Origin of the sequence: Methanocorpusculum sp. GPch4, from assembly GCF_012062385.1 — an archaeon.
GTDB classification, from domain to species: domain Archaea; phylum Halobacteriota; class Methanomicrobia; order Methanomicrobiales; family Methanocorpusculaceae; genus Methanocorpusculum; species Methanocorpusculum parvum.
In genome coordinates this window covers 44,797-56,444 of record NZ_SIJA01000082.1, presented here as the reverse complement: position 1 = coordinate 56,444, position 11,648 = coordinate 44,797, and the positions used below count along the sequence as shown (strand labels likewise).

Sequence of the window (11,648 nt, the reverse complement as noted above, 5' to 3'; positions counted from 1 at the left end):
TGCGAACAAGTGAGCGAAGCGAAGCGGAGAGCAAATCTCTGATTTGCGAACAAGTGAGCGAAGCGAAGCGGAGAGCAAATCTCTGATTTGCGAACAAGTGAGCGAAGCGAAGCGGAGAGCAAATCTCTGATTTGCGAACAGGCTCCCCCTTAGCGGAGGCGGGTTGGCGACGAAGTCGACGACCTCAGCCGAGGCGGGGACCTTTAGGTCCCTCAGCTGAGCAAGTCGATAGAGTTGCGACCAAATCTTTGATTTGCTCCGCTAAGGTCGTCGACTTGTTCACAAACCTTAGGTTTGCTCTCCGACTCGGGTCTACGGCCCTCGCTTGGTCGCCAACCCGCTCCCGATGAGGGATGACCCCCCTTTTTTCTAAAGAATATTCTTATACCAGTTTGTTCCATCATTCATCATGAACAAAATGATTCTGATGGGTATCGGAGCATGTCTGGTCATCTCCTGCATGTTTTCTGCCGGGTGTATTTCCCCGGATGTCCCCGTACAAATCGATGATCCGGTTTTGACCGTAACGGTAGAAAAAGAAGGAATGATGGTTCCGGTAAATGCCTTAATGACCTTTATTCTTCCGGCAAATCCCACGACCGGCTACAGCTGGACGGTTATGGAAAGTGACGGACTGATCGTCAAAGAAGAGTATAAGGCGACACCGATCCCCGAAGGCTGGACCGGCGGAGGAGGCTGCCAGTATTATACACTGACTGCAGAAAAAGCAGGAACCTATACATTCAAAGCAGGATATGAACGGCCCTGGGAAACTGATACGGCCCCGATCTGGACTGTCACCCAGACGTTAGTGTTTTCCGAGGCGGAAAACGATGACTTTGCCGGTGAAAACATGCTGACCGTACTGTTTAACGGCGTGGTGAACCCGAAAGCCGGAGAAGTCGTAAAGATCTGCACTGCAGGAAACCCGACGACCGGATATTACTGGCAGGCGTCACCTAAGAACGAACTGACCGTTCTCAAGGACGAATACATCGCCGACACAACCGCGGGTCTTGTCGGCGCCGGCGGAACATATGTGTGGTATGTTACTGCAAAAAAAGCAGGGACCTATCAGTTTGAAGCAGCATGTCAGCGGTCAGGACAGGATCCGATCAATCTCTTCTTCTTTGGTCTGACGTTCGTTTGACCGGAGAGAAAATAAAAAAATAGGGGCCAACTTTTCCCCCTTTTTTCAGGAGGAAAACGGTTGAGATCTTTTTTTATTCTTTCAGTGTGATCTCGAGTCCGCCGAAGAGTTTGACGGTTTTGTTGTATGCAGCCGCCGAAATCGCGCCGGCAACTGAGCCGATGATGAATCCGGCGATCGCGTACACAATAAAGTAGACTAAAATCTCAAGAACGCCAAGGCCAAGACCAAGGGTGAATCCTATGTCGAACTGAAGATCAAACATCAACAGGATTCCTTTGATCAGTCCAAGGATCGCTGTAAGGACGCACAGAACTCCTCCCGAAACAAATGCTGCGGAAGATACACCAATATGCTCAATTTTCATGGTTTATACCTATAGTAAGAATTTACATCTGAATTATTTATAGACAACGGTTTTTCCGGATTCGGTTTCCAGATAGGCAAGGAGGTGTTTTGTGCCCGCCTTGTCCAGCGGCTGGTTGTTGTTTCCGCATTTTGGCGAGTGGAGACAGGAAGGGCACCCCTCTTTGCAGGGGCAGCCGTCAACCAGTTCGCGGGCAAAGGTCAGGATGTCGGGAAACAGCTCCGATGCCTTTTCTGCAAGACCGATGCCGCCGGATACGCCGTCATACAAAAAGATCGTCGGGGCGGCTGTGTCGCTGTGAAACGGTGTGGATACGCCGCCGATGTCAGACCGGTCACACATCACAAAACGCGGCATGGCGGCAATTAGGGCATGTTCGGTCCCGTGCAGTGAACCGGGAAGGGCCTCCGGTCTGATGCCGCAGTCATCGTCGATCGTGATCCAGCAGGCTTTTGTCACGAATCTGCGCGGAGGCAGACTGAGTTCACAGTTCGCAGTGATCTGATCATACTCTAGTACAGAGTAGCCAAGGATCTGTGACGAGACCATCACCTCGCCGAAATGCACAAGGAGGTCGTTGTGTCTTTTGGTCTTTTCTCTGGACGAGATGGTGATCTCCGTAGTTGAGATCGGTCGTGTATGACAGGTGTCGGCTGTTTTCTCGACTCTGATGATCCGGTTGTCCTGGTCAACGGTTTGAACACGATACCGTTGACCCTGATGGAGGATAACGGCGCCGGGGTATGCCTCACGGTATGCCTGATTTTCATCCATGGTCTCAAGGAGGGTCTTGTCCAGACGCACCGACCAGGCATTTCCGGTCATCCCAAAAAGCGGTGTTGTCTGGGCGGGATTTTCCACACCGCAGTACACATACCCTTTCGGCGTGCTGGAAACGAGCCGGTCGTTTTTGAGACCCGCGAGAATTTCGTTTGCAAGATCGCCGAAATACTTCTGGTCACGCTCCGGTCTGTATGGAAGTTCGGCGACAGCGCACAACAGATGAGAGGAGAGAAGATACGGATTGTCCGGACCGAGGATCACTTCTTCACAGGGCGCTTTGAAAAACGCTTCCGGGTTTCGCGCATAATACTGATCGAGCGGATTACTGCCGGCGACAAAGGTGATGACCGCGTCCCGCCCGTTCCTTCCGGCACGCCCAGCCTGCTGGAGAACGGAGACCATCGACCCGGGAAATCCGCAGATGACAACAGCGTCAAGACTGCCGATATCAATGCCGACTTCCAAAGCATTGGTGCTGATGACCCCGGAGATGTCTCCTGATTTCAGTGACGACTCGATCTCTTTACGCTCATTTTGGCGGTACCCTCCCCGATATGAGGCGACCTGGCCGGAAGGATGACGCGACCGGCACTCAACGGCGGCGATCTCGGCGGCATTTCTCGAGCGGGTGAAGCACAGGGTCTGCATGCCTGCATTTATTTGGGATGTGATCAGATCCGCCGCGGCGGTGATACTGCTTGTGTTTTCCGGCGCGCAGATCCGGAATGTCCGTCTGGCTCGCGGGGAGCCGTCGTCATCGACCTCGGTAAACGGCAGGCCGGTCAGCGTTTCGGCAAACGCGGCTGCATTGCCCAATGTGGCAGAGGAAAGAATGAACCTGGGATCGGCATCATAAAAATTACAGATCCTGCGCATTCTTCTCAAGAGAAGCGCGGTGTTCGAGCCAAAGACCCCCCGATATCTGTGCGCCTCATCGATGACAACAAAGGAAAGGTTCGCCCAGAAATCCCCCCATTTTGCCCGCCATCCAAGGATATGATGGAGTTCATACATGTTGGTGAGGATGATCCGCGATCCTGCGCGGATCTTTGGCCGCAGCTCCGCTTTTGTATCTCCGTCATAGATCGCGGGTTTTGTGCGGGCGCGAAGAGCTGCATCGGCATCCTGAATGAAGAGCAGCTGATCACGGGTCAGGGCTTTTGTCGGATAGATGAACAGGGCGGAAGCATCCGGATCGCTGATGAGCCGTTCCAGAACAGGAAGGACATAAGCCAGGGTTTTGCCCGAAGCGGTAGGTGTTGTGAGGATGACATTTTTTCCGGCCGACACCCGGTCAAAGGTTTGCGCCTGATGCGTGTAGAGTCTGATGTTTTTCTCTGCAAGATACCGGGAGAGTTTTTCAGAAACTGGGCAGGCAGGTATCTGATATCTCGGATCCCGTGCCTCCTCACAGGTCACATACATATCCTGGTCATCCATAGACTGCCTCACATTCGGTACAGAGAAGGAGAGCGAGATTTGCCACATCGAGTTCATTATGCTCGATGATCGGCGTGAGGTTTGAGACATCCCGGGTACGAAGATACTTCTGATAATACGCCGGGACCAGATATCCCGGAAGATCATCTGCCCGGGGTTTTTTCAGGATATACGTTTCCACCGTTCCTAAACAGCAGTCCGAAAGGGCACTACGGTATAACCGCCGTGTCGGGTAGAGCAGATCGAAATGAAGGTCAGGGTGCACCGTCCTCTCACCATAATACGAGAGACGATTGTTCAGATAAGGAACATCGAAACCTTTTCCATTATACGTGACAACATGGGAATGCTCTTTAAAAAGCCTGGCCGTCAGACTCAGAGCGGCTGGTTCATCTTCGATATCCCTGAGAAGGTACTGGACAACCGTAAGCTCTGTTCCTTTGCGAAAACCGCAGCCGAACAGAATGATCGGCGACTGAAACATGCCAAGCGTTTCGATATCGAAGTACAGCAGTTCCTCTCCCGGAAGTGCATGGGAAAACCCCAGAAGAAGCGGGTCGTTTCCGCGATGAGCATCCTGAAAGATGCCAAAGATCTCAGAGGGCGATCCATTTTGGATCACGTCTGCGATCTCATATGCACTGTCTCTCCAGACGGTATGTCCAAGATCGGTCAGATACCTGGATCCTTTTTTGCGCAGCACGTCGGCGCGTGCCGGACCGATGCCCGGAATCAGTGTCAGTTCCTGCATGCAGCGATTTCGAATCGTGTCTTCAGAGATCCGGTACTCCGGACACGGCCAGACGGTCTCTTTTGCAAGACATACACCATCCGGTGTATCCATCTCAACTGTTCCGGGCAGACCGCCCGGACATCTTTTGCTGGTCTCGGTCTTCAGAAAAATACCGGGAGTGAATGCCTTGCTGAGTACCTGCATACAAACGTTTCAGCAGATAAGGTAATCCTGATCCTTTTCCATCATTCCAGATTCACACCGGTCTGACGCAAACCAGCAGAGCTTTGAGAGCTGATTTTTTCTCTGGATAACGGTGTATCCTTCTGCACGTTTTGCGATCGAGTTTAATGCAATGCTCGTCATACACAAAAATCGACCCTGAAGTATATATACCCCAAACCGCGCGGTGCGATAATGCCTCGGGACCCGTTTTTACTGAGGTAAAATAACCACAAAATGAGGGTATTTTATGTATCAGGATGCGCATATGGCGCAGATCACCCTGCAAAAAAATGACAGAAACCAGGCATTCCAGGCCAGAAACGCGGGTCTGAATACACATCTTTACAATTACAGACGACAAAACAATTACTTGATTTTTCATGCTTGAGATTGAAAACCTGCATGTGGAAGTTGGCGGACGTGAAGTTCTGCACGGGATATCTTTGATCGTGCCGGATGGACAGACCCATGTCCTCCTTGGTCCAAACGGTTCAGGAAAAACCACTCTTCTACGTACGATAATGGGCTTTGCCTCCTCCAAGGTGACCGCCGGCAAAATACTTTTCAACGGCGTCGACGTTACGCATAAACCTGTCCACGAACGTGCAAAACTCGGAATGGGCATCATGTTTCAGCGGCCTCCGACGATTTCCGGTCTGAAACTTGGAAAGTTCATTGCGGCGACAAATAACATCGATGAGGCCCGCATACCGGTCATCGTGGAAAAACTGCACATGACCAAATTCCTCGACAGGGATGTCAATGCAGGTTTCTCCGGCGGCGAGATCAAACGCAGCGAGATCCTGCAGCTCACCGTTCAGAATCCGTCATTTGTAATGCTCGACGAGCCGGAAAGCGGTGTGGATGTGGAAAATATGGCACTTCTTGGAAACGCCGCCGCATCCCTTCTGGAAAAGGAGATCCACATGAAAAACCGTACCAAATCAGGACTCATCATCACGCACACAGGATACATCCTTGATTATCTTGAAGCGGATGTCGGGTATGTTCTGATCGACGGATATCTGCAGTGCACCGGAAACCCGCGTGAAATTCTTAAAAGTGTGAAAACATCAGGATATAAGGACTGTATAGCATGCCGGAAATGAATGGATTCTCGGGGATCAGCCCCGAAGATAAAGAACGCCTTGCCCTGACAGGGATCCATACCGATTCCATGGAAGGACGTGCAGGAAGTTTCCTCCTCGTAAATGACCACATCCTTCACGCCGGTTCCCAGACAGAGGGTGTTGAGGTGCTGATGATCGAAAAAGCACTCGAAAAATACGAGTGGCTTAAAGAATACTGCTGGAACCTCGTCCCAAAAGACAAAGATCAGTACACAAAATACGTCGCAGACCACCCGCAGAGAGGGTATGTCATCATCGCCCATAAAGGGGCGAAAACCACCTTCCCGCTTCAGAGCTGCATGTTCCTGCAGGGAGACACGATCCAGACCGTGCACAACATCGTCATTGCCGAGGAAGGGGCAGAAGTTCATCTGATCGCAGGATGCGCAAGCTCTCTGAAAACAAAAGAGGGCGCCCACTACGGGATCAATGAGATATATGTCGGGAAAAACGCCAAAGTGACCTCAACGATGATCCATACCTGGGGCGAAGAGATCGAAGTCTTCCCGCGTACGGCGACCGTCGTCGAAGAGGGAGGAACGTTCCTTTCCAACTACGTCTGTATGCGCCCGACCAAAATGGTCCAGATGTATCCGACCGCTTTTCTCAAAGGTGAAGGCGCGGTCGCCCGCTTTTCGAGCGTCATCGTCGCCGGAACCGGCTCATACATCGATGCAGGATCGAGAGCCGTTCTTCAGGCGCCGAACACCAGCGCCGAACTGATCACCCGCGCCATTACAAACGGCGGAACGATCATCTCCCGCGGCGCCATCATCGCCGAGGTCCCGCAGACGAAAGGGCACATCGAGTGCCGCGGACTGATCCTAAAAGACGGGGTCATGCACGCGATCCCTGAGATCGACGGCCGTGTCGTCGACATCGAACTTTCTCATGAGGCGGCTGTTGGAAAGATCGCGAGAGATGAGATCGAGTATCTCATGGCACGCGGACTTTCGGAGGAAGAAGCTACGGCGACGATCATCCGCGGATTCTTGGATGTCAGGATCGAAGGTCTGCCGGATGCCCTCCAGAAGCAGATCGAAAATGCGATCGATTCGGCTGACAACGGATTTTAGATGAAGATCCATGATGTGAGTGTCGGTCTGCATCCTGAGATGTATGTGTATCCCGGAGACCCGGAATTTTCTTTGACCAGGATGAAAACGGGAGATGCCTTCATCTCCTCCCTCTCTCTTGGCACGCACACCGGCACCCACATCGATGCCCCCGCACATTATTTTGAAAATGGATTTTCCGTTGACGAACTGGATCTGAAAAACCTGATACTTCCTGCAGAGATCGTAACCTCTCCCCTTCAGCCGACACAAAACTGTAAGGCGGTCCTTTTTAAAAATGCCGTCCCCCTATCTCTGGAAACGGCTGAACTCCTCCTGATGAAAGGAGTCAAAACAGTTGGGTGTGATACCCCTTCGATAGGGGATGATGATGTTCACCGGTTTTTACTGAAAAATGCGATCGTCATCATCGAGATGCTCGACCTCACGGAAATTTGCGACGGCGTGTATCAGATGATCGCTCTGCCGCTAAAAATCGAAGGGGCGGACGCTTCGCCCGCACGAGTTGTTTTACTGGATGATATGCTATGATATTACATGATGCTGTTAAAAAACTGCACGAAGTTGCTGCCGGAATGGGTGCCGAAGACGGCGACCTTGTCTATATAAGCCGGCCTGAGAACCACATCTGTCAGTTCTGTTCCGGCCGCTGTCTGCAGGTATGTTTCGGCGGACGCATCGCCGAGATCTCATCAACAGACCCGTTCTGTGCAAAAATGCGGCTCGAAAATCTGTATGATGCTCCGCTGAAAACCGCAAAAACAAAAGCCGCCGCTGCAGGAGCGTTGACGGCGGTCGCAGGTTTTCTCATGCTGATTCGAAAACTCTGCCCCTGCCCGACAGTAAACTTCGAGGACTGCCGTGAGGAGCTCATCATGGAGCTCCAGGGAAAAAATGTGTACATCCTTGGCCGCGACATACCCGGACTCAATCAGGCATTACTTCTGGAAGAGGCGGAGGTTGTTCTTGTGACCGGTGATGCCCTGCTGGATACGGATCTTTTAGAAGAGATCGACCAAGCGGTCATACTGGAAAAAGAACTGCTGTTTCTCGGCCCCTCATGCACGGGTGTCGCCGCTCTTCTTGGAAAAAAATGCTGGTGTCCCTACGGGACCTAATAATTTAATTCTATAAAACACGTAAATACAATCACTATGCTTTTTGGTTCGTCCGGTATCAGACAGATGTTTGATCAGCGCCTTCTTTCCCTTGCTCCAAACGTCGGAGCGGCCGTTGCACAAACTGCAAAACACGTTGTTCTTGGAACCGATTCACGAACCAGCAAGGATATCCTTGCCCATGCCGTGATCTCAGGGCTCATAAGCGGCGGGGCGGACGTTATATACGGAGGGATCTGCCCAACGCCGACCGTTGCTTTCGGCGCCGGATCTGCCGACGCGGGCGTCATGATAACGGCCTCCCATAACCCCGAGCCCTACAACGGAATAAAATTGTTCCGGTCCGACGGATCTTCCTATACTCTCGCCCAGCAAAAAGAGATCGAAGATGCAGTAGATCGGCCTGCGTGGAGCAGGTGGGACGAGCAGGGAGCATTAACGAATGGCGACCTTCTTACTCCGCACAAAGAGGCGATCCTTTCTTCGGTCCGGATCCCGGAAGATCTTCTGGTCGTCGTCGACTGCGGGAACGGAGCCGGCGGACAGATCACGCCGAAGCTTTTTGAAGAGTCAGGCTCACGGGTCATTTCCGTAAACTGTGACCCCTCGGGAAAATTCGCACGCCCGTCCGAGCCGCTGGAGAAAAACCTTCTCCATATCCCCAAACTCATGAAAAGCGTCGGTGCCGACTGTGCGGTCGTGAATGACGGGGATGCCGACAGGATGATGGCATTCGACAACCGCGGACGCTACGTTGACGGCGATCATCTTCTCATGCTCTTTGCAAAGTATCTGGATGCAAAACAGGTCGTGACCACCGTTGACGCTTCTATGGCGATCGAAGAGATCGCCGAGGTCAGAAGGACGCCGGTCGGCGACAGTTTTGTTTCAGAGGAACTCATTTCGTGGGGAACGTTTGGAGGAGAACCGTCAGGGAGCTGGATCTTCCCGAAACACTCGCTTTGTCCCGACGGACCCTATGCAGCGGCACTTTTCGCCGAGATCTCAGGGGAATGGGATGTGGCAGAGGAACTTGATTCGATGCCGAGATATACCATCCTTCGTGATGCTCTGGAGACGCCGCATGCAAAAGAGATCCTGTCGGGACTTGGTGCGGACAAACCCACAGACGGGATCAGGCTCACTGAAGAAAACGGATGGTGCCTGATCCGCGCAAGCGGGACCGAGCCGAAGATCCGCTGTACAGCCGAAGGAAAAACCAATGAAGAGGCAAAACGGATGCTGGATGCAGGAATGAACAGGATCCGCGATGCTATTCGCCAGATCAAGGAGTAATATATGCAGTGTGTAATTCTCGCCGCAGGTGAAGGGTCCCGTATGCGTCCCCTCACGACATCACGCCCAAAGGTCATGCTGCCTTTGGCCGGAAAACCGATGCTTGAACATCTTATTCAAAATGTGCGTGATGCCGGCATCACAGAGATTTACCTTGTTGTCGGCTACCATGAAGAGGCGATCCGGACCTGGTTTGGGGACGGGGCTGCATTCGATGTCCTGATACAGTATGTGGTTCAGCGAAAACAGCTGGGAACGGCAGACGCTTTACGCTCCGTCGAACCGTTCATTCATGACACGTTTCTGATGCTGAACGGGGACATGATCCTCGAAAGATCCGACCTGGAGAAGATCATCAGTCTTCCATGTCCGGTTATGGCCACCTCGACGACGACACACCCGGAAAGCTTCGGCGTGGTGACGGTAGAAGGCGAAACGATCACCTCTCTGGAAGAAAAATCCCTTCGCCCGAAATCAAACATCATCAACGCCGGCGCCTACCTCTTTGATGCCGGGATCTTTTCCATCCTGAAAAAGATCGCGCCTTCTTCCCGCGGGGAGTATGAACTCACCGATGCTTTGACCGATTATATCAGAGACAGAACGCTGAAAGCGTATCCCTTATCTGTATGGATGGATGTCGGCTACCCCTGGGACATGCTGACGGCAAACGAACATCTCCTTTTGGATCTGACCGGAGAAAAAGCGGGGACGATCGAGGAAAATGTGATCGTCAAAGGTCAGCTGATCCTTGGAAAGGGTTCCGTCATAAAATCCGGAACATACATCGAAGGTCCCTGTATTATCGGCGAAAACACCGTTGTCGGACCCAACGCATATCTGCGGCCAGGAACGACGATCGGAAACAACTGTCATATCGGTCATGCGGTCGAAATAAAAAACTCCATCATCTTTGATGATACAAAGATCCCGCATTACAATTACATCGGCGACAGTGTGATCGGAAGCAGATGTAATTTCGGCGCCGGAACAAAGATCGCCAATCTTCGTCACGATCACGGGCCGGTAAAAGTGGGCGGGATGTCCACCGGACGAAAGAAGTTCGGCGCCGTTATCGGAGATGATGTCCTGTTTGGGATCAACTGTTCCATAAATACCGGATCCTCGATCGGCAGCGGAACAAAAGTCGCTCCCCACACCCTTGTCACAGGAACGATCGCAAACAACACGGTGGTGAGGTAAGATGCCGGAGATACAGGCGGTCATCCTTGCTGCCGGAGAAGGGACCAGACTTCGTCCGCTGACAAAAAACCGTCCGAAGGTCATGCTCCCGGTCGCAAACCGGCCCATTCTCGAACATGTTCTCAACTCGGTCGTTGCCGCAGGCATTCGTGATATCACAGTAGTTGTCGGATACAAAAAGGAACAGGTGATGACGTTCCTGAACACCTATCCGATCCCCGTGAACGTGGTCGTCCAGGAAAAACAGCTGGGAACGGCGCATGCCCTTTCACGCGCTAAGGAGTATATCCATACAACGACACTTGTGCTTGCCGGAGACAACTACGTCGATCCGCAATCTCTGCGGGCCATAATGGATAAAGAAAATGCCCTGCTTGTCGCACCCCACTCATCGCCCGCAAACTTCGGCGTGATCTCCAGAGATGACGGAAGACTGACAGGAATCATGGAAAAACCGGCTGGTGTTGAACCGGGTTCGCTGGTCAGCTGCGGGATTTATATCTTCACGCAGGAATTTATTCTGAAGATCCGGGAGAATACGATACCCGAGTCCCTGCAGAACCGGATGAACGAAGGGATGCGGATCTCCGTCGTCACAGCAAATGACTGGCAGGATGCGATCTATCCGAAAGATCTGCTTTCAGTAAACAAACACCTGCTCAAAGATCTGAAGGGATACATTTCCGGCAGTATCGACAAAAGCGTCACGATACAGGGACGTGCAGCCGCCGGCAGGAAAACCAGCATCGGGCCGGGGACCGTACTTCTCGGGCCGGCGATGATCGGAGAGGGAAGCGTGATCGGCCCTCATGTATGCATCGGGCCAAACACGTCCATCGGTTCCCGCGTCACGATCGAACCCTTCACCTACATTGAAAACAGCATCATCATGAACGACTGCAGGATCGGCTCCCACTCCCGGATCGTCGATACGATCCTGGGCGAAGGATGTCTCTGTATGAATCATCTCTCCACCGTCTCGGAGCCCTTCGGCGCAGTCTGCGGCGACCGGACGACGATCGGGCCGTTCACCGTCATCAAAGGCGGAGTGATCGGAAACGATGTCACCATCCAGGGCGGAAAGACGCTGGAAAAAGAGATCCCCGACAACAGCATGGTGATCTGAG

The 11,648-nt window shown here is 52.5% G+C and carries 12 protein-coding genes; 8 read left to right on the top strand and 4 right to left on the bottom strand.

Annotation, left to right across the window (positions count from 1 at the left end; genetic code table 11):
- Window positions 1-409: 409 nt before the first annotated feature.
- Complete coding sequence (locus tag EYA77_RS09100; RefSeq protein WP_167816510.1) at window positions 410-1,150, top strand: protease inhibitor I42 family protein; 741 nt, start codon at window positions 410-412, stop codon at window positions 1,148-1,150.
- 73 nt (window positions 1,151-1,223) lie between these two features.
- Here EYA77_RS09100 and EYA77_RS09095 read toward each other — a convergent pair whose 3' ends face one another.
- The 4 genes from EYA77_RS09095 to EYA77_RS09080 are packed head-to-tail and all read right to left on the bottom strand — an operon-like array spanning window position 1,224 to window position 4,839.
- The gene (locus EYA77_RS09095) at window positions 1,224-1,517 is read right to left on the bottom strand and encodes a DUF3566 domain-containing protein (protein ID WP_042700263.1); all 294 of its coding nucleotides are present in this window, start codon (window positions 1,515-1,517) and stop codon (window positions 1,224-1,226) included.
- A 33-nt stretch (window positions 1,518-1,550) separates the two neighbouring features.
- Window positions 1,551-3,740, bottom strand: coding sequence for a DEAD/DEAH box helicase (locus EYA77_RS09090; RefSeq protein WP_167816509.1), 2,190 nt, complete (start codon window positions 3,738-3,740; stop codon window positions 1,551-1,553).
- Window positions 3,733-4,677, bottom strand: a complete 945-nt coding sequence (locus EYA77_RS09085; RefSeq protein WP_167816508.1) for a ribonuclease H-like domain-containing protein — start codon at window positions 4,675-4,677, stop codon at window positions 3,733-3,735. The genes EYA77_RS09090 and EYA77_RS09085 overlap by 8 nt, the downstream gene beginning before the upstream one ends.
- 9 nt (window positions 4,678-4,686) lie before the next feature.
- A complete protein-coding gene (locus EYA77_RS09080; protein WP_155897868.1) occupies window positions 4,687-4,839 on the bottom strand; it encodes a hypothetical protein in 153 nt (50 codons plus the stop codon).
- Window positions 4,840-5,078: 239 nt separating this feature from the next.
- Between EYA77_RS09080 and EYA77_RS09075 the strand changes: the two genes are divergently transcribed.
- The 7 genes from EYA77_RS09075 to EYA77_RS09045 are packed head-to-tail and all read left to right on the top strand — an operon-like array spanning window position 5,079 to window position 11,647.
- A complete protein-coding gene (locus EYA77_RS09075; protein ID WP_042700269.1) occupies window positions 5,079-5,807 on the top strand; it encodes an ABC transporter ATP-binding protein in 729 nt (242 codons plus the stop codon).
- The gene (locus EYA77_RS09070) at window positions 5,795-6,904 is read left to right on the top strand and encodes a SufD family Fe-S cluster assembly protein (RefSeq protein WP_042700271.1); all 1,110 of its coding nucleotides are present in this window, start codon (window positions 5,795-5,797) and stop codon (window positions 6,902-6,904) included. The genes EYA77_RS09075 and EYA77_RS09070 overlap by 13 nt, the downstream gene beginning before the upstream one ends.
- On the top strand, window positions 6,905-7,435 hold the full coding sequence (locus tag EYA77_RS09065) for a cyclase family protein (RefSeq protein ID WP_042700273.1): 531 nt from the start codon (window positions 6,905-6,907) through the stop codon (window positions 7,433-7,435). It abuts the gene before it with no gap.
- Window positions 7,432-8,022: a hypothetical protein gene (locus EYA77_RS09060; RefSeq protein ID WP_042700276.1), complete on the top strand. Its 591-nt coding sequence runs from the start codon at window positions 7,432-7,434 to the stop codon at window positions 8,020-8,022. Before EYA77_RS09065 ends, EYA77_RS09060 begins: the two co-directional genes overlap by 4 nt.
- Window positions 8,023-8,058: 36 nt before the next feature.
- Window positions 8,059-9,318, top strand: a complete 1,260-nt coding sequence (locus EYA77_RS09055; RefSeq protein WP_167816507.1) for a phosphopentomutase/phosphoglucosamine mutase — start codon at window positions 8,059-8,061, stop codon at window positions 9,316-9,318.
- 3 nt (window positions 9,319-9,321) lie between these two features.
- Window positions 9,322-10,521 carry a bifunctional sugar-1-phosphate nucleotidylyltransferase/acetyltransferase gene (gene glmU / locus EYA77_RS09050; RefSeq protein ID WP_167816506.1) on the top strand — a complete coding sequence of 400 codons (1,200 nt, stop codon included), beginning with the start codon at window positions 9,322-9,324 and terminating at the stop codon, window positions 10,519-10,521.
- Window position 10,522: 1 nt separating this feature from the next.
- A complete protein-coding gene (locus tag EYA77_RS09045) occupies window positions 10,523-11,647 on the top strand; it encodes a sugar phosphate nucleotidyltransferase (RefSeq protein ID WP_095642502.1) in 1,125 nt (374 codons plus the stop codon).
- The last annotated feature ends 1 nt before the right edge of the window (window position 11,648 follow it).

What these genes read in the sequence shown, in the direction of transcription:
- EYA77_RS09100 (WP_167816510.1), top strand. Translation starts at nt 410, where the DNA reads ATGAACAAAATGATTCTGATGGGTATCGGAGCATGTCTGGTCATCTCC.
- EYA77_RS09095 (WP_042700263.1), bottom strand. Translation starts at nt 1,517, where the DNA reads ATGAAAATTGAGCATATTGGTGTATCTTCCGCAGCATTTGTTTCGGGA.
- EYA77_RS09090 (WP_167816509.1), bottom strand. Translation starts at nt 3,740, where the DNA reads ATGGATGACCAGGATATGTATGTGACCTGTGAGGAGGCACGGGATCCG.
- EYA77_RS09085 (WP_167816508.1), bottom strand. Translation starts at nt 4,677, where the DNA reads ATGCAGGTACTCAGCAAGGCATTCACTCCCGGTATTTTTCTGAAGACC.
- EYA77_RS09080 (WP_155897868.1), bottom strand. Translation starts at nt 4,839, where the DNA reads ATGACGAGCATTGCATTAAACTCGATCGCAAAACGTGCAGAAGGATAC.
- EYA77_RS09075 (WP_042700269.1), top strand. Translation starts at nt 5,079, where the DNA reads ATGCTTGAGATTGAAAACCTGCATGTGGAAGTTGGCGGACGTGAAGTT.
- EYA77_RS09070 (WP_042700271.1), top strand. Translation starts at nt 5,795, where the DNA reads ATGCCGGAAATGAATGGATTCTCGGGGATCAGCCCCGAAGATAAAGAA.
- EYA77_RS09065 (WP_042700273.1), top strand. Translation starts at nt 6,905, where the DNA reads ATGAAGATCCATGATGTGAGTGTCGGTCTGCATCCTGAGATGTATGTG.
- EYA77_RS09060 (WP_042700276.1), top strand. Translation starts at nt 7,432, where the DNA reads ATGATATTACATGATGCTGTTAAAAAACTGCACGAAGTTGCTGCCGGA.
- EYA77_RS09055 (WP_167816507.1), top strand. Translation starts at nt 8,059, where the DNA reads ATGCTTTTTGGTTCGTCCGGTATCAGACAGATGTTTGATCAGCGCCTT.
- glmU (WP_167816506.1), top strand. Translation starts at nt 9,322, where the DNA reads ATGCAGTGTGTAATTCTCGCCGCAGGTGAAGGGTCCCGTATGCGTCCC.
- EYA77_RS09045 (WP_095642502.1), top strand. Translation starts at nt 10,523, where the DNA reads ATGCCGGAGATACAGGCGGTCATCCTTGCTGCCGGAGAAGGGACCAGA.